The following is a 21,500-nucleotide window of genomic DNA, read 5'->3' as shown; positions in this document are numbered from 1 at the left end:
AATAAGTCGGTTATCGAAAATTTCCAACTAACGCAGGTTGCGCTGCTGCTGGATCTGGCGGCCCTGCGCAGCCCACGTCTTGTGGCGGTTGTAACGAATTGCCTTCACCTTGCCGCGATTGCCTAGGTACGCAGACACCGCTGCCGAAATGGCGATGACAGTGTCCTCGGGGATATCTGCGTCCACGCGTTTGCGCAGTTCAGCCAACTCGCTTTCTGCCTGATTCAGGCGTGCCGTGGCCTTCTGCAAGCTTGTCGAGGTCGCATCCAACCGGTCGGTCAGTTCAGCGACGAGCGCTCGCAGCTCCTTAATCTCACCGATGCTGTCCGACATTACTGTGGCCCCAATCCGTGCTTCTTGGCCGGGCGAACCTCACGCTTGTTACGCAGAACCGACAGTGCGTCAGCCACACGCAGGCGAGTTTCCGCCGGGTCAATCACGTCGTCGACCAGTCCTCGCGAGGCAGCGACATACGGCGTCGAGAAGCGTGTCTTGTAATCGGCGATACGCTCGTCGCGCACGCGTGCCTGCTCTTCCTCGTCGCCCGCGGCCGCAATTTCCTTTCGGAAGACCACGTTGACCGCGCCTTCTGCGCCCATCACCGCAATTTCTGCGGTCGGCCATGCGAATACGTAGTCCGCGCCGAGGTCCTTCGAGCACATCGCCAGGTACGCACCGCCGTAGGCCTTACGCATGACGACGGTCACCTTGGGCACAGACGCTGCGGAGTATGCGTAGAGCATCTTTGCGCCGTGGCGGATGATGCCGCCGTGTTCCTGGGTGACGCCCGGCATAAAGCCAGGAACGTCAACCAGGGTGACCAGCGGGATATTAAAGGCGTTGCAGAAGCGGATGAACTTTGCGCCCTTGTCCGAGGAATTGATGTCCAGCACACCGGACATCACATTCGGCTGGTTTGCGACAAAGCCCACGGTACGGCCCAGAACTCGACCAAAGCCGACAACCAGGTTGGTGGCAAAACCCGCCTGGCACTCGAGGAAGTCGCCATTGTCGGCGATACGGATGATGACCTCACGGACGTCGTAGCCCTTTTTGCCGTCCACGGGGACGATGTCGCGGAGCTCTGGATCCGGCTCGGCATCGAATACCGGATCAACAACCGGCGGCTCTTCGGTGTTGTTCTGTGGCAGGAAGCTTAAGAGCTTCTGCGCAATCAGGATGGCCTGCTCGTCATCGTCGGCAACGAAGTCGATATTACCGGCCTTAGCCATGTGCGCATCAGCGCCACCGAGCTGCTCGGAGGTGACTTCCTCGCCGGTCACAGACTTAATAACGCCCGGACCGGTGATGAACATCTGTGCCTTGCGAGTCTGAATAATAAAGTCGGTCAGCGCTGGCGAGTAGGCAGCGCCACCAGCACATGGACCTGCAATGATGGAAATCTGCGGCACCAGACCGGACAGCCAGACATTGTTGTAAAAGACCTGGCCGTAGCCCGACAGTGAGTCAATCCCCTCTTGAATGCGAGCACCACCGGAGTCGTTGATAAACACGAACGGAGTGCCGTTGTCGGCAGCGGCACGCATAGTGGCTGCAACCTTGCGGGACTGCGTTTCACCAGCGGAGCCGCCCATGACTGTGAAGTCCTGAGAGGCCACGTGCACTGCCCGGCCGAGAACCGCGGCAGTGCCGGTGACCACACCGTCGGCAGGCGCATCGGCGGTATCCATGCCGAAGTCGGTGGTGCGGTGAGTCATGAACATGCCGATTTCACGGAAAGTGCCCTCGTCGACGAAGGTGTCGATACGCTCGCGGGCCGTCATCTTCCCACGTTCGTGCTGCTTGGCCTGCCGAGCTTCACCGCCACCGGCCTCAACACGGCGACGCTGAGCATCCAAATAATCCAGGCGCTCCGCCATCGAGGCATCGACGCCCGGCGCGACGGCATCCGCCGAAGTCGGCTGGTTTGCTGAACTTTGCGACATTGCTATCTCTTCTCCCGATGTTCCTAGGCGGGTTCCACCTGGACGGTCTGCGAGCGACCGCCGACGGTGACCTTGTAGCGAATTGGCTCGCGAATGGCATTGGCAGCACCAGAGGCCTGCTCTGCCTCGCGCTTGAGCTGCTCGGCGGTCTTGCCGACGTTCTTCGGCCCTTCGCCGCGCGCGGTGAAGAATCCCGGTGCGACAGATGGGAACAGCGCGTTGGTCAGGACATCCTCGGCGGTGCCGTTGTAACCGTCGAGCTCCTTGGCCTGCTCGACCAGGTCGTCCCACTCTGGCTCGAGGAGATCAGCCGGACGAACCGTGATTTCTTCCTTCTTGGTCTGCTCCGCTGCCTGCTTAATCAGCTCTGGGTTGCGCTCACCCGGGCACTGCCCGTAATAGCCGAGCATGAGGTCGGCGAACTCAGCCGTCATGACCTTGTAGCGTCCCATCAGCACGTTAAACACAGCTTGCGTGCCGACGATCTGCGAGCTCGGAGTCACCAGCGGCGGGTAGCCGGCGTCCTTTCGGACAATCGGCACTTCACGCATGACCTCTTCGACGCGGTCGCCCGCGCCCTGGGCCTTGAGCTGGTTTTCCATGTTCGACAACATGCCGCCAGGAATCTGCGACATGAAAATGTCGGTATTGACCAGGGTTTTCGACTCGAACTCTGCGTACTTCGGACGCACCTTGCGGAAGTGGTCACGAATGGTGATCAGGTTATCCATGTTCAGGTCGGTGGTGTAGTCGGTTCCCTCCAACATTTCCACCAGCGACTCGGTCGGATTGTGCCCCGGCCCCAGCGACATCGACGAAATTGCCGTGTCCACGACATCCGCACCAGCTTCGATGGCCTTCATCAAAGTCACCATGGTGACACCGGTGGTCGAGTGGCAGTGGACGTTAATCTGGGTGTCCTCGCCGTAAGTTTCCTTGATGCCGCGGATGATGTCGTAAGCCGGCTGGGGTTTCAGCAGCGCTGCCATGTCCTTCAACGCAATGGAGTCCGCCCCCATATCCAGTAGACGACCAGCGAGTTTAACGTACCCGTCGACGTCGTGAAGCGGAGACGTCGTGTAGCAGATCGTGCCCTGCGCGTGCTTGCCGACGTTCTTGACCGCGCGCATGGCGTGCTCGAGATTGCGTGGATCGTTGAGGGCGTCGAAAACACGGAATACGTCCATGCCGTTTTCAGCGGACTTTTCGACAAACTTGTCAACCACCATGTCCTCGTAGTGGCGGTAGCCGAGGAGATTCTGACCGCGCAGCAGCATCTGCAGGCGGCTGTTCGGCATCAGTTTGCGGAGTGTCCGCAGTCGCTCCCAGGGGTCTTCATTAAGGAAGCGGATGCAGGCATCAAAGGTTGCGCCACCCCAGCACTCCACACTCCAAAAACCGGCCTTGTCCATTTCTTCACAGACATCGACCATGTCTTCCATAGCCATTCGCGTTGCCATGAGGCTCTGATGAGCGTCTCGGAACGCTACTTCCGTTACACCAATGGTTCGTGGACTCATAATTCCAAAAGTAAAGGCCTTTGGGAATCTTCGCGCGTTGGTGACCGCGAATATTGGGGATTCGGCGCCCACCAAGGTGCGTTTAGAGTGTCAAATTGCCCACTTGCAGGGTTAAATACTTATTTTCGCGCGAAGTTTACGCGCTTAACCGTTCAACTCGACTTTTTGTCTGGGGGTCGTTTTTGCGAAGTGCGCTCGACGAATGGGTCGGTTTGCGCGCCCACACTGGACTGAAAATGGCTCATGTTTTTTACAAAACGGTTAAGGTAGTCACATGAACCAAGCAAATACAGTCGGCGATTATCAAGTATGGCCGGGTGAGCCTTACCCGCTCGGATCTACCTACGACGGCGCTGGCACCAACTTTGCGCTCTTTTCCGATGTCGCGGAAAAGGTGGAGCTTTGTCTGATTAGCGCCGAAGGCGAAGAAACACGCATTGCGCTGGAAGAAGTCGATGCACATATCTGGCACTGCTACATCCCGTCCATCATGCCGGGCCAGCGCTACGCCTACCGTGTACACGGCCCATTCGATCCGGCAAACGGTAAGCGTTGTGACCCCAACAAGCTGCTGGTCGACCCATACGCCAAGGCTTTCGACGGCGAATTCGACGGTCACCCATCACTGTTCAACTATGACATTCATGACCACTCGAAGCGCAACACCGAGGACAGCCTGGGACACACCATGACCTCCGTGGTCATCAACCCATTCTTCGACTGGGGCGCTGACCGCGCACCTCGCACGCCGTACAACGAGACCGTGATTTACGAGGCCCACGTCAAGGGCATGACCATGACTCACCCGGATATTCCGGAGGAGCTACGCGGTACCTATGCCGGTCTCGCTCATCCGGCGATTATTGACTACCTCAAGGACCTTGGTGCCACGGCTATCGAACTGATGCCTGTCCACCAGTTCCTCCAGGACGACCACCTGCGCGAAAAGGGGCTGCGCAACTACTGGGGCTACAACACCTTCGGCTTCCTGGCGCCACACCAGGACTACTCGGCTTCCCAAAAGCCAGGCGGCGCAGTCAGCGAGTTCAAGGGCATGGTGCGCGCATTTCACGATGCGGGGATTGAGGTTATCCTCGACGTGGTCTACAACCACACCGCTGAGGGCAACCACATGGGCCCAACCATCTGCTTCCGAGGCATCGACAACGAGGCCTACTACCGTTTGGTCGAGGGTGACCGACAGCACTACATGGACTACACCGGCACCGGTAACTCCCTGAACGTGCGCCACCCACACTCCCTGCAGCTGATTATGGATTCGCTGCGCTACTGGGTCTCCGAGATGCATGTCGACGGCTTCCGCTTCGATTTGGCCTCCACCCTGGCTCGAGAATTCCACGATGTGGATCGCCTGTCTGCCTTTTTTGACTTGGTGCAGCAGGACCCGATTGTCAGCCAGGTCAAGCTCATCGCAGAGCCGTGGGATGTCGGTGAGGGCGGTTACCAGGTCGGTAACTTCCCGCCACAGTGGACTGAATGGAACGGTAAGTACCGCGACACTATCCGCGACTTCTGGCGCGGCGAGCCATCCACGCTCGGCGAGTTCGCTTCGCGTATCACCGGTTCCTCGGACCTGTATGCAAACAATGACCGCCGCCCCACTGCGTCGATTAATTTCGTGACCGCGCACGACGGTTTCACTCTCAACGACTTGGTCAGCTACAACGAGAAGCACAATATGGCCAACGGCGAGGACAACCGCGATGGCGAGTCCCACAACCGTTCGTGGAACTGCGGTGTGGAAGGCCCGACCGACGACGAGCGCGTTCTTTCTCTGCGCTCCCGTCAGCATCGTAACTTCCTGACCACTCTCCTACTGTCCCAGGGCACTCCGATGATTAGCCATGGCGACGAAATGGGACGCGGCCAGAAGGGCAACAACAACGTCTACTGTCAGGACAACCGTTTGTCATGGGTGGACTGGAATCAGACTCGTACCAACTCTGAACTGGTCGAATACACCCAGTTCCTGACTGAACTGCGTGCGGAACACCCAGTCTTCCGGCGCCGCCGCTTCCTGCGCGGTGGCCCGCTCGGTGCGGAAACCGATGATCGTGACATTGCCTGGCTGACCTATGAGGGTCGTGTCATGACTACCGATGACTGGAACTTCGACTTCGGCAAGTCGTTGATGGTCTGGCTCAACGGCGATGCCATCACTGAACCTGATCGCCGAGGTCACCGGATTGAAGATGACTCCTTCCTGCTGTGCTTCAACGCCCACCACGAGGACATCATGTTCCAAATTCCGGGCACCGAATACGCACACAGCTGGGAAGTCATCATCGACACCGCAGAGATCACGGGTCGACCGACTCGCGAGCGCATCGTTGAGCCGGAAGGCGAGCTCCGCGTGCCGGCCCGTTCGACCATTGTGCTGATCGAGCGACACTAGCCGCGTCCGCGTTGGGTCCTACACAAAAATCCCCTGTCGGCGGAAGACTTTTCTTCCACTGACAGGAGATTTTCGGCTCTGAGTTCAACTCAAAACAGGGGTACGTAGCAAAAATTGAGGGCTGCAAATTTGAAACTGTGTGAGTTTATGACGCTTTCAGGCCATTTTTCGGGCCATTTTTGACATAAACGCAGTCAGTAACTCGCATCCCCCCCCCGCCGCCAGCCATAAACGCAGTCAGTAACTCGCATTGGGTCAACACAGCACCGCGGGAGCCGAGCTGGCGTGAAGTCTTCTTACGCAGATGCGCGCATATTAAACTCCGCCTGAGAGTTCAACCAGTACTCAGGCTCGGTGTCAAAGTAGTCGGACAGTCGATTTGCGAGGTCAGTGGTGACCGCAGTGCGGCCGGTGCGAAAGCGCTCCAGAGTTGAGCTTGGCACGCCGATGGCAAGAGCCAGTCGGTAGATAGAGAGGTGTCGCGGCTCGAGGAAATTATCGTTCAAGATAGAACCAGGGTGCACAGGATGCGTGCTCAAAATATTTACTCCTTATTTCATCGCTTCACTGGCATACGTTGTTTCCGCTTTGCCCTTCGCTTGAGCTCGAAAGCTCGAACGACCAGTTACCGCCGTTCGTCGAAAAGTATAAGGAGCGCCCGCTCAAAATGCATCCGGACATTTAACCTCCCAAAACATGTGGTTTTCAGGGGTACAGACACCCCCACTGTCCGAACGCTCCATAAATATTCCTATTTCTGTGGACATTTCCACATTGTCGGAAGCCACATGTACTCGGCTAGAACCGCAGGTACCGCAGCCTCTATAGGGCTCAATCCGCCATCGGCGCTACCATCTAGTGCATGACTACGACCACGCCATCCTCCGAGCCCGCCGTCGTCTTCGAGCTCACCGGCGACACGGTGACTATTACCGCAGATGGGCTCCGTCTTACCCACACCATCAACACGGCTAGCACCGCCCCCGCGAAGCCCCTCCCGCTTGCCGACGTTGCCGAGGTCGCATCGGCAAGTAAAAACGGTGTCTACACTCCGGCCAACCGCTTCTTCCCCGGCACGGTAGACCTCGGAGTAGCTTTGCCAAAGGCCCGTGTGATGTCTCATCGCCAGGCAGCGGCACAGTTGCTGGCAGACCTCATGGCGGAGATGGCCAAGAATCCGGAGTTCTACAGCTCAGCTGATGCTTTTACTTCCACGTTGATGCCGTGGGTGGCACAGCGCGCAGCGGTCACCGAAGGCGTGAGTGTGGTTGAGGGCGCGGGCGACGTCGTAAAGCACTCTGTGCCTTTTGCGCCGCTACCTTCGGGGGATGAGGTTGCGGTGTCGGACATCGCACCGTTTGCGGCGTTCGATGTAGAGACAGCGAACGAAGACACCGGCTCGATTATTCAGCTTGGCGTTGCGGTCGTGCGTGGCGGGAAGGTGACGGAGCGTTATTCCTGGATGTGCCGTCCGCCAAAGGGGTTGGAGTATTTTGATGAAGCCAATGTCGCGATTCATGGCATCACGGCAGCAGATGTGGCCGGTGAGCCGTCATTTCCGGAGCAGCTGGCGAAGTTTGTTGACGTCGTCGGGGATTTGGACGTAGTTGCTCACAATGCGCGGTTTGATTTCACAGCCCTGTCGCGGGCGTGCCGGGCGGAAAGCATTCCAGCACCGAAGTTGAATTTTGCGTGTACTTATATGTGGGCTCGGCAGATGCAGTTGGGGCTGCCCAACTTGAAGCTGCGGACGTTGGCGGAGGCCGCGGGAGCGTCACTGGAGAATCATCATGATGCGACGGCGGATGCGGTCGCATGTGCTGAGGTAGCGCTGTGGTTGATGGAGCACCAGCGCGCGGCATCGGTGGCTGATTTGAGCAAGAAGGTCTCGCTGAGCTTGGGCCAGATTGGCAGTGGACGAGTGCGGATGGTGCGCTATGACCCGTCTGATGTCGCCAGTACTGGAGCCGGAACCAACGCGGGCACTGGTGCTAGTGCTGGTGCGCAGTCCGGCAGTTCCACGCCGTCACGTCGGCCGCGTCGCAATGCGAAATGGGATGCAGCCAAGACACCGGACACCATTCCAGACCCGAATCCGGACGCGGATCCAAGCGGCCTTCTGTACCAGCAGCGTGTGACACTGACGGGCGATTTTGCACCGTATGACAAGGGTTTTCTGTGGGACAAGATTGCCTTTGCAGGTGCGAATATCAATAAGGGTGTTACGAAGAAAACGACCATATTGGTCGCCGGTCCGTGGGATTCGGTGACGTCGAAGGAGAAGAGGGCTCGACAGCTGCAGGCCGAAGGCCAGGAAATCCAGATTTGGAGCGAGAAGGAGCTCTTCACTGCACTCGGGCTGAATCCGGAAGAGGATGGCGCGTCCGAAGCAGGAGGCACTGTGGAAGGGACGCCTAGCGCCAGCGACGGAAACAACTCCAGTGAGTCGGTTCCGCTGTTTGGTTCCACTTCCCTGCCCGGCGATGACGGAATGCCGCCCTTCTAGGCCACGTTCACGGGAAGAAATTCGCATTCGGAAGGCGGGCGCAGGCTCTGGGGCTAGCTGCTGCCACAGCGGTCAGGCAGCAGCTTTTCCTGGTGGGCGGTATAAAGGGGAACATGAGTCGCCGACCAATTACGTCCACCTACCGTCTCCAACTCCGTGGCCCCAAGGCCGACCCAAACGGGCGCGCTTTCACGTTCGCTGACGCGGCTGAACAGGTCGGCTACTTGGCAGACCTCGGAATTTCACACCTGTATCTGTCGCCTATCCTCACTTCAGTACCGGAGTCGAACCATGGCTACGATGTCATCGATCCGACGACTGTGAACCCGGAGCTCGGCGGCATGGAAGAGCTGCAGAAGCTCGCGCAGGTGGCGCACAAGGCCGGTCTGGGCATCATTATCGACCTGGTACCGAACCACCTCGGTGTTGAGGAGCCCAAGCTCAATGCCTGGTGGTGGGACGTTCTGACCTATGGCAAGGATTCTCAGTTCGAGCCATACTTCGACATCGACTGGCACGAGGACAACGGTGCCAACGGCAAGATGGGGTTGCCGATTCTGGGCTCCCCGGAAGATATCGACAAGCTGGAGCTCGACACCTCTGGCAACCAGCCACTTCTGCGCTACTACGACAATGCATTCCCGGTGCGCCCTGGCACCGAGGACGGCACCCCGCAGGAAGTACATGATCGCCAGGCCTACCGCCTGATGTACTGGAAGGACGGGGTCATTGGCTACCGTCGATTCTTCAGCGTCAACGGTCTGGCCGGCATCCGCCAGGAAAACCCGGTGGTATTCGAGCACACACACCGCATCATCCGCGAGCTGCTGGCTGCGGACATCATTGACGGTGTCCGAATTGACCACCCAGATGGCCTCAGCAACCCATTCGGATACCTCAGTGAGCTGCGCCGTCTACTCGGCGATGACAAGTGGCTGGTTATCGAGAAGATTCTGGGTGCCGAAGAGCCACTGGATCCGAGACTCCAGGTTGACGGCACCACGGGTTACGACGCCCTGCGTGAGTTCGACAATGTCTTCGTCAACCGCGACTCCCGAGACGCCATGAGCATGTTGGCTCTGCAGCAGTCCGGCTCAACCTGGGACAAGACTGCCGTGCAGGCAACTGCGCAGGCTCTCAAGCACGATGTCGCTGCTCACGAGCTGGCTGCGGAGGTCCGTCGTCTAGCGCGGGCTCTACGCCGGGACAACTGGTCTATCAGCGGCACCAGCGTCAGCGATGAGGTACTTATCGACACCATCTGCAAGCTGGTCGCTGCCATGCCTGTCTACCGTTCGGACTATGTCTCCCTGTCGCGAGTGGCTTCCACGGTCATTGGTGAAATGGCAGCGCGTTTCCCCTCGCGCGTCTTTGCTCTCGACCTCATTTCGGCAGGTTTGGTAGCCGGTGGTGAGGCCGCCACGCGGTTCGCGCAGGTCTGTGGTGCGGTCATGGCAAAGGGTGTCGAAGACACCACCTTCTACCGCGCCTGCCGCCTGATCAGCCTAAACGAAGTCGGCGGTGATCTCGGTCGCTACGGCATGTCGGCAGCGGAATTCCACCTGTTGCAGTCGGAACGTGCTCGCCTCTGGCCACGAACGATGACCACGCTGTCTACTCACGACACCAAGCGCGGCGAAGATGTCCGCGCCCGCATTCTCCAGCTCTCCGATGTCTCCGGCGACTGGGCTGAAAATGTCCGCAACTGGATGGCCATCACCCCCGCCCCGGACGATGCCACCGGCTACTTCCTGCTGCAGAACATCATCGGAGTCTGGCCGACCGACGGCGTAATTACCGATGAACTGCGTGAACGCCTCCACGACTACACCATCAAGGCCATCCGCGAGGCAGATGTGCACACCTCCTGGACGGAGCCGGTCGAGGAGTTCGAACTCGGCATCCGCAGCTGGATCGACGCGCTTCTCGACGGCCCCCTGACCGACTCCATCACAGAGTTCGTCCGCTCCATTGCGCCAGCTGCCCTGACCACGTCTCTGTCGCGCAAGCTCCTCCAGCTTGTCGGCCCCGGCATCCCCGATACCTACCAGGGGACGGAGTTCACAGAGGACTCCCTGGTTGATCCCGACAACCGCCGCTTCGTCGACTACGATGCGCGCGTCGCGGCGCTGGATAAGGTTGCCCGCGATGAGGTCACGTCGGTGACTAAGAGTCCAGAGCACCCAGCTGAGCTGCCGGAGGACTTTACGGATGCCGATGCGGACGTCGCAAAGCTGATGGTGACTCACCACGGCGTGAAGCTGCGTGCGGAGCGCCCGGAGTCCTTCGTCGGCGGTGCCTACCAGCCAGTATTTTCCGTCGGTGTGGGTGAGCGCCATCTGGTCGGTGCAGCGCGTGGACCGAAGGGCGAGCCGGAAGATGTTATCGCGCTGGTGACGCGCCGTCCGCTGGGGCTGCAGCGCGAAGGCGGTTGGGGCGACACTACAGTGACACTTCCCAAGGGATTCTGGACCGACCGTTTCACCGGCCATACCTGGTCGGGCACCATCGCCGTGGCTTCTCTGTTCAGCTCCTTCCCAGTAGCACTGCTGGTACGCGAGGACGATGACGACTAATCGGATGAAGGATTCGCTTGCCGACGATTCCCGCGAGCAGAACCGCAAGGCTCAGTTGGCGGAGGATCGAGAGGTTACACGTGCGCTGCAGTCGAAGTACGACTCGTGGGCAACTCGGAACCCCACTGCCGCGCAGGACTTTGTCGATGCGATTAAAGAGATTCTCTCCGATGCCGGTTTGGCCTTTGACAATGTCACAGCGCGGGTGAAGTCTTTCCGCTCATTGCGGCAGAAGGCCTTGCGTCGTGAAGCGGACGGCAGCTACGTCTACCCTGACCCGTGGCACGATATCCACGACATCATCGGTGTGCGCGTAACCACGTACCATTCGACGGAGATACCCGCAATTATGGATGCGCTGGGAGATTCCCTGACTGTGCTGCGCACAATTGACAAGACTGCAGAGACACGAATTAGCGGTCAGTTGGGGTACGGCTCCCAGCACTTGATCTGCAAGGTGTCGACGGCGGCACCAGCAGAGTTAACTCCATATGCGGACATGCAGTTTGAGGTGCAACTGCGCACGGTTCTGCAGCATGCATGGGCCGAGTTTGAACACGATATTCGCTACAAGGCCCCTGAAGGAGCGACAGACCCGCGGATTGATAGGGCCTTTGCGCTGGCCGCTGGTCTTATTGAGCTCGCGGACCAGCAGTTCGACCAAGTCGTTGCCGTGCTGGAGGAATCTGCACCCGACAATTCCGCGAATGGAGAGGGCGAACAGCCCTCAGTTCCGGCAAAGACGACCGCCGATGACATTGTGGTAACTGAGGAAACCCTACCCGGTGTGCTGACGATACTGCTTCCAGATGCACCCCGCTCAAAATCAGAGCACTACGGCTGGGCAGAAGAGCTGCTGGAACGCAATGGCATTCGCACTGTCGGGCAGCTGCGAGAGCTACTTAATCCGCAGCGCCTCAGCGCGGTAAGCAAGGCCATGAAGTACCGCTTTAACCCAGGTCATGTTCGTGTTATCGATGACCTACTACTAGCGGCTCGCGGCGACAAGCACATTAAGGCCACTGCGGATACCAGCCATAACCCGAAGCGTCGACCAGCTCGTTTGCGCGCACGATTACAGCAACTAGCGGAGGCCGGGATGCCTATGAGCGACGTCCCCGAAGACGATCGAGCTGACGGCGATCGCGCTTCGTAGGCCGCCCGGCACCGCGGTCGCGCATCGGCATCGAGGCGAGAATCTCCCTCGGAGGCGGCGGCGGAGAGTGGTCAATATAGCACTGCCTGGCCACCGGAGCTCCGACCCGCTTCTTCACCGTCTTGGTGACCTCAACAATGTGTTCGCGGTGGTTTGCCCACAATCGCACTCTGTCCCCTGGGACGACTAGAACTGAGGGTTTCACGGCTTCGCCGTTGACTTTGACGTGGCCGCCACGGCACGCATCTGCGGCCAATGAGCGCGTTTTCAGCAACCTGACCGCCCAAATCCAGGCATCGATACGCACTGGTTCGGTAGACAATTGCTGCTGAGCAGGCATTTACTGCGGATCCTTGTAGTTCACAATCCGCTGAACCTTTTGCCAATTGAGAAAACCACCGACCAGGCCGACCACTGCCAGGATGAGGAATAGAGACATGCTTCCGGCAAGAAGTCCGAGCACTGCACCGCCGACGACACCGCTGCCTGCCCACACAACGGCATTGCGGGAGTACTTTCGCACCGCGTTCTTGCGGAGCTCAATGGGATTCTGAGATTGGGGCTGAAGATAGCTCATGGGGTACATATTAGAGTGTTCTGGTCGCACTGATGCATCGCCTAAGTCGATGGGCCATACAATTCGGGATAAATCCCACCAGAGAAGGCAAACTTGCTAAATATTCCTATTTGGGTAGGTAAATAACACAATGGCGTAGCTAGGTTGCTAAAGTTAGCCCTATGTCAGAAACTGTCCGCCCCCGCCACCGCATGGTCGACCGCGTTGCGGCGATCCTCGAACTCGTTGCACGCTCTAACGAAGGCCTAACTCTCACTGACATCGCCCACACGCTGAACTATCCGCTCAGTACCACGCAGGGCCTTGTCAACGGTCTGACCGTTACTGGTTACCTTGACGAGTCCAACAAGCGATACACGCTCGGCATGGCACCGTTTCTGCTCAATGTCATGGCCGGTCGTCGTATGGTCAACGTTCCAACGGCCGAGCTAGAAGCGATTCACAACGAAACTGGACTGATTACCGTGCTGGCGCTGCCAGTTGGTGGCAAACTTTTCTACCTTAAAACCGTCGGCGAATCCATGCGCTACCAGTACCTGACGGAGAACTTCCTGCCGCGCTCACTGCTGCGCACCTCTGCAGGTTGGGTTTTGATGAGTCGGTTTGAAAAGCGCGAACTGTGGTCCTACCTGAACTCCGCGCGGCCCGAAGACCAGGTTTATGTGGATGATTTCCTCCGCCAGGCCGGGGAAATCGCAGAGACCGGAGTTTGTGCTGCCCCGGGTATTGCTGAGGGCGGTGGCGTTGACGGTGTCTCTATTGCTGTGGAGGAAGACGGTGCTACTGTCGCGGCAGTCTGCGTCTTCGGTCGGCCGGAAAAGATTGCGGAAAACAAGGACGAACTGGTGGAAATTCTCAAGCGCCATCGCGGTGCACACAACGGCGAGGAATCCCCGAACCAGGGGTAGTGGCTGTTAGGCGCGCAGCTCCCACCAGATTTCGCCACCGTCCGTAGAGGGCTCGCTAGCTCCCTTAGTTAGCGCCTGCATTTCTCCGTCAAGCTGGGCAATCCCCTCGGCAGTCACCGCGATGGAAAACTCCACGTTCTGGCCCCACCGGGTTTCCACAATCTCGTAGCCACGAGCACGCAATTCTGCCTCGATGCGTCCCGCATCCGCAGCGGAAACACTCACTACTCTCAAGGCTCTTTGCACACGCCGCATGCGGGTGACTTTCTCTAGACACTCTGAGACCGAATCCGAATAGGCCCTAACAAGCCCACCCGTGCCCAATTTGATGCCGCCAAAATAGCGAATCACTACTGCGGTGACATTCGTCATTCCAGAGCCCTGCAGCACATCGAGCATCGGGAGACCTGCCGTACCACCGGGTTCACCGTCATCTGAGAATCGCTCCACGCGATTTCCCCCGACGACCTCATGAATGTATGCGCTGCAGTGGTGGCGAGCATCCGGGTACTCCGCCTTGGCCAAATTGATGACCTCTCGGGCGCTGCCTTCGTCGTCGCCACGCGCAATCCACGTAATGAAGCGCGATTTCTTAATCTCGATTTCATTCGTGACGATGTCACCGTCGGCGGGGACAATCAGCTCGATGTCACGCTGATTCTGCGTCGCTTCGGTCGAAGTGGATGGCTCGGTGGTCATAGTGTCCATTGTTGCGTATGGGCTTCGGGCACGCCCAATCACCGTCGGTCGCTACTATCTCGACCTCACCCTACTATCTCGACCTCACCTTGGGCTCACCTCAAATCCGCAGTGTTCGAAAAAGTTTCACTGTGCCAATCCGCTGACTGACCTACCATGGTGCTCATGAGCAACTACCGAGTCTGGGCCCCGTACGCTTCCGAAGTCCGTCTGTTGTTGGGTAATCCTGACGCTCCTGCGATTTTTGATATGCATCCAATCGCTGATGCCACCCATGGCTACGGCGCCAACTCTGGTTGGTTCGAAGCTGATGTGGCTCGCACACCGGGGGATCGCTACGCATTTTCGCTGCGGGCACATGCGGGATACGGCGCGCCTGACGGCGAGTCGGGGGACGGCTCCTCCCCCGCTGTCGGCGACTGGACAATACCGCTGCCCGATCCGCGTTCCCAGTCCCAGCCAGATGGCCCGCATGGTTTCTCCCAGGTTGTCGACCTAGGTGCCTATAAGTGGAAGGACTCGACCTGGTCAGGACGGATTCTGCCAGGAGGTCTGATTTATGAGCTGCATGTGGGCACCTTCAGCGATTCTGGTGATTTCGAAGGTTTGCTGGAACATCTAGACCACCTGATTGAGCTGGGGGTAACACACATTGAGCTGATGCCAGTGCAGCCTTTCGGCGGTGACCGTAATTGGGGCTATGACGGTGTGTCCTGGCACAGTGTGCACGAGGGCTACGGTGGCCCGCAGGGACTACAGAAGCTGATTGATGCCTGCCACCGCAAGGGTTTGGCCGTCATTCTTGATGTGGTCTATAACCACTTCGGTCCGGACGGCAACTATGTGGGATTTTTCGGGCCCTACACCGCTGGTGGTTCGACGGGTTGGGGTGAGGTTGTCAATCTCACCGGCGACAACTCTGATGAGGTGCGTGCGTACATTTTGGATGCGGTACGCCAATGGTTGGTGGACTACCACGTCGACGGTCTGCGCCTGGATGCGGTCCATGCCCTGCATGACGAGGGCGCATTCCACATTCTGGAGCAGATGCAGGTTGTCGCAGACACTGTCGCAGCTGAGACTGGTATTCCGCGTTCCTTGATTGCAGAGTCCGATCAAAATGATCCGCGCTTGGTCCGCCCGCGGGCTGCCGGTGGCTTTGGCCTCAACGCTCAGTGGGATGATGACGTCCACCATGCGCTACACACGTTGATCTCTGGTGAAGACCACGCCTACTACTCGGACTTTGGTTCGGTGGAAGCGCTGGCTAGCGCTTTGGAAACCGGCTTCTGGCATACGGGCACAATGTCGACATTCCGCGGTCGTACTCACGGCCGCCCCTTTGACCTGTCTGTCCAGCCCATGCATGCTTTTGTAACGTACACGACCACGCATGATCAAACGGGTAACCGCGCTGTCGGCGACCGTCCGTCGATGAACCTCACCCCGGCGCAGCAGGTTTTAAAGGCAGCAGTTATCGCCTGCAGTCCTTTCACTCCGATGCTCTTCCAAGGTGAGGAATGGGGCGCCTCTACCCCGTTTGCTTTCTTCTGTTCCCATGAAGATCCGGAGCTGCAGCGGCTCACGCGCGAAGGACGACTACGTGAGTTTGCCCGTGCCGGGTGGGATCCGAAGGAGGTATCCGATCCATCGGATCCAGAGACCTTCCACCGCTCGAAGCTCAATTGGCAGGAGGTTTCGGAGGACTCGCACGCCACTATTCTGGCGGCCTACCGCGATCTCTTCGCGCTGCGGAAGTCCCACCCGTCGCTTCGCACGCCGTGGTCGGCATCTGTGGTGACCGAGTATGACGAGGACAATCGTTGCCTTGTCGTTGTGCGCAGCCAGGATGAGCGCGAAATGGGGGCCCGAAACTCGGATGCCTTTGAAACTGTCGCTTTGGTTGCGAATTTCTCCGACGCCGAAACCAGCGTCAGCCTGGATTCCGAGTTCGGCTCCGCCCACCTGCTGCACACTTTTGAAGACGCAGCAGCCAGCATCGTCAATGACGAAGCTGCTGGTCCCGAAATCTCGCTTCCAGCGTGGGGCTACGCTGTCGTCTCGCTCAGCTAGTCAGACAGGCTAGTCCTCCGCGTCAGCCGTGCCTTCAGGATCCGCGTCGGCCGCAGCGTCAGCATCAGCTTCGACATCAGCACCCGACTCGGGTGCTGGCCACGGCAGCTCGGTGACATCACCGTGGAGGACGTGAGCCACCAACGCATCGGCGATGAGAATATCGCTCATCACCAACGTCGGAACCAGGTCCGCCAGCTGAGCCCACATCGGAATCAGCTCACGGACAGCGGCGACACTGGCATCAGAGTTCTCAGCCTGAGTACGAGCCAATACGCGAGCAGCCACTGCAATAAGTAGCGAAGTGCCTGGCACCAGAGTCCAGTGCAGCGAAGGGTCATCCGCATCGATGCCGTCGAGCTTGTGGAAGCGCACATTGACCGCCTTGCGCAGTCGCGGTGATGCCTTCGACACCGTCTTGAACAACACCCGAGAGGCGGCGGCAAGCTGGGTCATCACACCGGATTCCACAATCTCAGCACGATTGCGTACCACTTCGTAGATTGCTGTGAAGCGAGCGTCATCGTCGGTCAGCGGCCCCGGGACCATGCGGTACGGATCAAAGACCTGCGACAAAATAGCACTAGCCTGTGCTTCCGGCAGCGAGGTAATCTGCACCGAGCTCTGGTCGATAGTGGCGGACTCCAGAGTGGTGTCCTGGCCGCTGGCAGCAATGTCCAGCAGTCCCTGGCCACCAGTTGTGCGCAGGTAATCCAGCTGACGAGAACGGTCCACGCTCTCATCAGTGAGATCCGCCAATGCTGCCAATGCACCGAGCCACGGCACACGGCGACGCCCCGGCACCGGCTTGGTGGCACTGAAGTCTCCCAGCACGAGTCCGGAGGCGATAAACATACCCGGCTGATCGTCGAGCGCAATGACTGAACGGTTCAACGCAGCCAGACCTGCGCGGGGTTCAGCACACAGGATTGCACCCAACCTAGGTGCGGCCAGCAGCGGATTCGCCTGCGCCATGTCGGTTGCACGACCAGCGCGCAAGGTCGCCAGCAGCGTCCACAAACGTGCGAGCTGATCCTGATTTAGCTCGCCCCACAGTTCCTGCGCGCGAGCAACGGGATCGGTGTCCTCGCCATCGAGGTCAACAGCCTCGGCATCATCGACGTGATGCAGAATGGTCGACCCGGCCGCCGGCCACTGCGGGTGGCGTTCCTTCTCCACACCGAGAGTCACCTGCGCGACAAATGGGCCAAGGCCGCGGAGCTCGTCGGGAAGCTCGCATTCAGCCTCCACGACTTCCAGAGCGACGGGTTCACGCCACGGCTGACCGGCAGCCCAGAGCCACAGAGTCATCGGCAAGTGCGAAACATCGTCCGCGACATCAACCTCGATGATGTCAGTGGCTTCATCATTGAAGGCAATCTGGCGGATGGCATCGCGGGAGGAAGCCTCCACCAGCGGTACAGACAGGCGCTTACGTCCCGTCACACGTGTCCAGTCCAAACTGATGCGCAGAGCCTTCAGCAGGGAGATACGGTCAGCGAACTTGCCGAACTCCGCGTAGCCAGTATCGCCGAATCGCTTGATGGGGACGCGACAGATGTCGCGCTCACCGCTGGAAACTGCAACATGCGCATGGCGCAACTCACCCGGAGCATTGACGACAATCTTGCCGAAGGCATCGACACGCTTGGGACGAGTGACCAATGTAGTGGTGCGGCGGGCGACGGATTCGTCGGCAAGCGGAACCTCAAACTGCAGCGTGCCTGGCGTGACCTGCAACTGCAGCCATGCGCCCTCGTCGGTGGAAAGCTCGACGGCACCGGTGACTTCGTCCGCCCCGAGGCGCACGATAGCGGGCTCGGCATTAAGCGGCTTTTCGCCGGAGACAACGCGGATGTCAGCGGGGCTCAGACCGTCGACGGTTGGGATGCGGAAGCCGTCACCACCACCGCTGTAAGTGATCGTAAGGTCTGCCTGCTCCGCAATGGCGAAGTGCTTCTGGAAGCTGCGGCCACGCGGATTGACCAGGCGAACCACGAACTCGCCGACCCACGGATAATCGTCATCGGTAAGGATCTCAACCTCGCCACCCGCGGCGGGTACGTCAAGGTCATAGACCATCACGGAATCCGTGGTAAACGCACCATAGCCGCCAAAATCGGTGACGATGGCGCGCCAGGACTCGTCCTTACCGGACAGCGTCGGCGGGAACACAGCGACCGGACCACCGGCGTAAACCGGGGTGCCGTAGGCAGACACGGTGCCGTCGAGACGCGCGTGGGGCATGGTCATTCGCGGTTGACGCTGCGGTGACGCTGACCGAACCTCGCCCGCCGCCCCGGACCGACGAACCTGAACTGCATGAACATCGCGAAGATCGATCTCAGCGACTTGCCACAGCTTCCAGTTAAATGGGCGCGGGTCCGATAGCAATGGCACCTCAGCACCCGTGACGGGGTCAACGAGTGTGGCATCAACCGGGTAGACCACCGTAGCGGACGTCGAGTGTAGCGAGACCTTGTCTGTGACCGACTGACCGTCGGCACCGAAAATGAGAATCGGGTCCTCAGTGCTAATCGCCGGAACTCGCCAGTGCTTCTCATCGCCGATTTCCACCAGCACATCGCGCACCGGCTCATCGATGGTCACCACTGGACGCGGCAGCGAATCCTGCAGGCCCACCACCGGGGTCGTTGCTACCGTGCCGCCGAAGGTGACACGCCAGGTCCGCCCCGCCGGATCCAGCGGCGTCGGTAGCTGTACGCCAACGGTCTGCGTCAGCTCATCGAAGTACAGCTGCGGGCGTCCGGTCGTTGCCACCACGCCCACGGCTTCACGACGATTCGCAGTACCCGCCGGGCGCATACGCAGCTCTTCACGTGCAGCGGCCACCAGCATGGGCGGAAGGCCCGCATCGAGCTGACCGAGTTCTTCCCGAGCCTCCCAGTTGGCCGGATCAGCGGCGGTGGCAATGGCGTAGCCGAGGGTTGCCTTAAACAACTTGTGCGCCTGACGAGGTGCCGTCCTGGCCAACTGACGCAGCGCCAGCGGATAGACACCATCTTCGGCCTCTGCTATTTCGGTCAGCAGCCCTTCGAGCAGCGGATGTACCTTCGACAACGCCTGTACCAGGTCATTGGCCGAAGGATTGGTCAGCTCCGCTACCCCGGCAAGTTCCTCGCAGCGCTCGATAATCAGTGGCATCACCGATAGCTGCACACCCGCGTGCAGCAGAAGCACCTGTGCCGCTTGCTGCAGCTCATCCGAATCGGCCTGGTCGCTGTCGACGTCGTTAGGCAAACCGGCATTTGTCAGCATCGTCGGCACAGCGGCGGCGAGGTGCGAGATGAGCGCGCCGGTAGTGTCAGCGTCTGGATCCAGCTGCAGAGCCGCCGGCCAGTCCAGCCACATTTCGCTTGCCGACGCAACACGCGCGGCGCGCCCTACCAGCGAGGCAAGGGTGACCAGCGGGTGATTGTCAACGACACTCTTCGCAGCATCAATATCGGCAGCGGTACCACCAGCCAGATGATGGGCCAGGAGCGTTCCCAAGAAGCGGTCGATACGCTCAACCTCGTCCATCGACAGCCCTGACCAGACAAACAATGGCTCAACTTTGGCCTGTGTGGCAGATTCCAGCAGCCCTGGAATCCGGGTGGCCAGATCCTGCTCTGCGGCAGCCAGCCACATTTCGGCAATCACGGTATTTTCCACTCGGACACCCTGGTCGACACTGCTTGCCCCAGTCATTGTGGGTGGACGCTCCCTTTCGCTACAAAGCTTGCTCGAAAAGATTCATTTAATTAATGGACCTGGGAGGACTCCCTCGGAAGTTTCCCAGCTGGACCCAGCAAGTCTAGGTCAAAAAGTCATACTCTGGTGTGCCGGGCACTAGTCGGCGACACTTCAGCGGCGAGGCATCCATGCGTGCGAGCAATTCATCGAGGTCAGAGGCATGACGTAGCTCAATACCGACGAGGGCCGCACCAGTTTCGCGGTTGTTGCGCTTGAGATACTCGAACTGCGAGATGTCGTCATCCGGTCCGAGAACATCGCTGAGGAACATACGCAGCTGGCCGGGCTTCTGCGGGAAGTTCACCAGGAAGTAGTGCTTGAGGCCGCGGTAGACCAGCGAGCGCTCCATGATCTCGGCATAGCGCAGCACGTCGTTGTTGCCACCCGAGATGATGCAGACAACAACCTCGTCCGGCTCAAACTGCATCTGCTCCAGAGCTGCCACAGACAGCGCACCGGCGGGCTCCGCGATAATCCCTTCGTTCTGGTAGAGATCCAACTGGGCCTCACAGACGGCACCTTCCGGCGCAATCATCGGATGAACGCGGTTGCGGTTGGCCTCCAGGATGTGCCAGGGTAGGTCACCAAAGCGGGCCACCGCGGCGCCGTCGACGAACGGATCGGTGTGCCCCAACGTAATCGGGCCGTTGTTCTCCAGGGCTGCGCGCATGCAGGCCGCGCCCGCAGGTTCCACGCCCATGACCTGGGTGTTCGGCGACATATCCGACAGGTAAGAGGTGACACCGCTGAGCAGGCCACCGCCGCCGACCGGTACGCAGATGGTATCCAGAGTCAACCCCTGACCGGAGAGCTGCGCAATGATTTCAGCTGCGACAGTGCCTTGTCCGACGATGGTGTTGAAAGAGTCGAATGGCTCCACCATGGTGGCACCAGTGCGCTGTGCGTCGGCACGAGCAGCAGCGGCGGCCTCATCGAAGGAGTCTCCGACAACGACAATTTCAACGGCATCGCGGCCGTGGTAAGCGATACGGTCGCGCTTCTGCTTCGGCGTGGCATTGGGCACATAGATGCGCCCCTTAATACCCAGCTGACGGCAGGCATATGCCACGCCTTGAGCGTGGTTTCCTGCAGATGCCGCAACGACGCCTGCTGCCCGCTCTTCGTCGGTGACCTGAACCATGGCGTTGTAGGCACCGCGAATCTTGTACGAGCGCACGTCCTGGAGGTCTTCCCGCTTGAGGAATACCTTAGCGCCGGTGATTTCGGAAAGACGTGGGCTGAACTGCAGCGGAGTGGCCGCAATAACCGAAGAAATTCGTGCCTGCGCAATCTGAATATCGGCCGCGTGGACAAGTCGGCGTTCGGTCTGGGAAGCAGGCACAGAATTCTCACTCATGAGCTATGAC

General features: G+C 59.4%; 15 protein-coding genes. 6 read left to right on the top strand and 9 right to left on the bottom strand.

Translation table 11 applies throughout. The annotated features are described in order from the left end of the window. Positions 1 to 27: 27 nt before the first annotated feature. Genes HMPREF2860_RS10360 through HMPREF2860_RS10350 form a run of 3 tightly spaced genes read right to left on the bottom strand, consistent with a single transcriptional unit; the run spans position 28 to position 3,466 of the window. Positions 28 to 333 (bottom strand): hypothetical protein, encoded by a 306-nt coding sequence (locus tag HMPREF2860_RS10360; RefSeq protein WP_049182113.1) that lies wholly within the window; start codon positions 331 to 333, stop codon positions 28 to 30. After that, the gene (locus tag HMPREF2860_RS10355; RefSeq protein ID WP_070628908.1) at positions 333 to 1,946 is read right to left on the bottom strand and encodes an acyl-CoA carboxylase subunit beta; all 1,614 of its coding nucleotides are present in this window, start codon (positions 1,944 to 1,946) and stop codon (positions 333 to 335) included. Before HMPREF2860_RS10355 ends, HMPREF2860_RS10360 begins: the two co-directional genes overlap by 1 nt. Positions 1,947 to 1,969: 23 nt before the next feature. Next, entirely contained in the window at positions 1,970 to 3,466 is a 1,497-nt protein-coding gene (locus HMPREF2860_RS10350; RefSeq protein ID WP_070628907.1) for a methylmalonyl-CoA carboxytransferase subunit 5S, read from the bottom strand. A gap of 274 nt (positions 3,467 to 3,740) precedes the next feature. Between HMPREF2860_RS10350 and glgX the strand changes: the two genes are divergently transcribed. Continuing rightward, positions 3,741 to 5,882 carry a glycogen debranching protein GlgX gene (glgX, locus tag HMPREF2860_RS10345; protein WP_049182116.1) on the top strand — a complete coding sequence of 714 codons (2,142 nt, stop codon included), beginning with the start codon at positions 3,741 to 3,743 and terminating at the stop codon, positions 5,880 to 5,882. A gap of 296 nt (positions 5,883 to 6,178) precedes the next feature. Here glgX and HMPREF2860_RS10340 read toward each other — a convergent pair whose 3' ends face one another. After that, a complete protein-coding gene (locus HMPREF2860_RS10340; protein WP_005510305.1) occupies positions 6,179 to 6,421 on the bottom strand; it encodes a HigA family addiction module antitoxin in 243 nt (80 codons plus the stop codon). Positions 6,422 to 6,744: 323 nt separating this feature from the next. Between HMPREF2860_RS10340 and HMPREF2860_RS10335 the strand changes: the two genes are divergently transcribed. From HMPREF2860_RS10335 to HMPREF2860_RS10325, 3 genes are all read left to right on the top strand, one after another. Then, positions 6,745 to 8,388, top strand: a complete 1,644-nt coding sequence (locus tag HMPREF2860_RS10335; RefSeq protein WP_070628906.1) for an exonuclease domain-containing protein — start codon at positions 6,745 to 6,747, stop codon at positions 8,386 to 8,388. 113 nt (positions 8,389 to 8,501) lie between these two features. Further along, positions 8,502 to 10,964 carry a malto-oligosyltrehalose synthase gene (treY, locus tag HMPREF2860_RS10330; RefSeq protein ID WP_070628905.1) on the top strand — a complete coding sequence of 821 codons (2,463 nt, stop codon included), beginning with the start codon at positions 8,502 to 8,504 and terminating at the stop codon, positions 10,962 to 10,964. After that, positions 10,954 to 12,120: a GTP pyrophosphokinase gene (locus tag HMPREF2860_RS10325; RefSeq protein ID WP_070628904.1), complete on the top strand. Its 1,167-nt coding sequence runs from the start codon at positions 10,954 to 10,956 to the stop codon at positions 12,118 to 12,120. The genes treY and HMPREF2860_RS10325 overlap by 11 nt, the downstream gene beginning before the upstream one ends. On the opposite strand, the gene HMPREF2860_RS10985 is transcribed toward HMPREF2860_RS10325, so the two are convergent. Both HMPREF2860_RS10985 and HMPREF2860_RS10320 read right to left on the bottom strand, forming a co-directional pair. Continuing rightward, positions 12,068 to 12,460, bottom strand: coding sequence for an RNA-binding S4 domain-containing protein (locus HMPREF2860_RS10985; protein WP_016422972.1), 393 nt, complete (start codon positions 12,458 to 12,460; stop codon positions 12,068 to 12,070). The genes HMPREF2860_RS10325 and HMPREF2860_RS10985 overlap by 53 nt on opposite strands. After that, the gene (locus tag HMPREF2860_RS10320; protein WP_038625752.1) at positions 12,461 to 12,706 is read right to left on the bottom strand and encodes a hypothetical protein; all 246 of its coding nucleotides are present in this window, start codon (positions 12,704 to 12,706) and stop codon (positions 12,461 to 12,463) included. Between the two features lie 152 nt (positions 12,707 to 12,858). Between HMPREF2860_RS10320 and HMPREF2860_RS10315 the strand changes: the two genes are divergently transcribed. Continuing rightward, entirely contained in the window at positions 12,859 to 13,605 is a 747-nt protein-coding gene (locus HMPREF2860_RS10315) for a helix-turn-helix domain-containing protein (protein WP_038625754.1), read from the top strand. A gap of 6 nt (positions 13,606 to 13,611) precedes the next feature. On the opposite strand, the gene HMPREF2860_RS10310 is transcribed toward HMPREF2860_RS10315, so the two are convergent. Further along, positions 13,612 to 14,313 (bottom strand): YigZ family protein, encoded by a 702-nt coding sequence (locus tag HMPREF2860_RS10310; RefSeq protein WP_210386755.1) that lies wholly within the window; start codon positions 14,311 to 14,313, stop codon positions 13,612 to 13,614. 147 nt (positions 14,314 to 14,460) lie between these two features. On the opposite strand from HMPREF2860_RS10310, the gene treZ reads away from it, so the two are divergent. Continuing rightward, positions 14,461 to 16,377: a malto-oligosyltrehalose trehalohydrolase gene (gene treZ / locus HMPREF2860_RS10305; RefSeq protein WP_038625756.1), complete on the top strand. Its 1,917-nt coding sequence runs from the start codon at positions 14,461 to 14,463 to the stop codon at positions 16,375 to 16,377. A gap of 9 nt (positions 16,378 to 16,386) precedes the next feature. On the opposite strand, the gene HMPREF2860_RS10300 is transcribed toward treZ, so the two are convergent. After that, positions 16,387 to 20,088, bottom strand: a complete 3,702-nt coding sequence (locus HMPREF2860_RS10300; protein WP_070628903.1) for a hypothetical protein — start codon at positions 20,086 to 20,088, stop codon at positions 16,387 to 16,389. Positions 20,089 to 20,194: 106 nt separating this feature from the next. Beyond that, entirely contained in the window at positions 20,195 to 21,490 is a 1,296-nt protein-coding gene (gene ilvA, locus HMPREF2860_RS10295) for a threonine ammonia-lyase IlvA (protein ID WP_038625758.1), read from the bottom strand. Positions 21,491 to 21,500 lie beyond the last annotated feature (10 nt).

Origin of the sequence: Corynebacterium sp. HMSC064E10 (assembly GCF_001812505.1) — a bacterium.
GTDB lineage: Bacteria > Actinomycetota > Actinomycetes > Mycobacteriales > Mycobacteriaceae > Corynebacterium > Corynebacterium amycolatum.
This window is presented reverse-complemented; position numbering and strand designations above follow the sequence as displayed.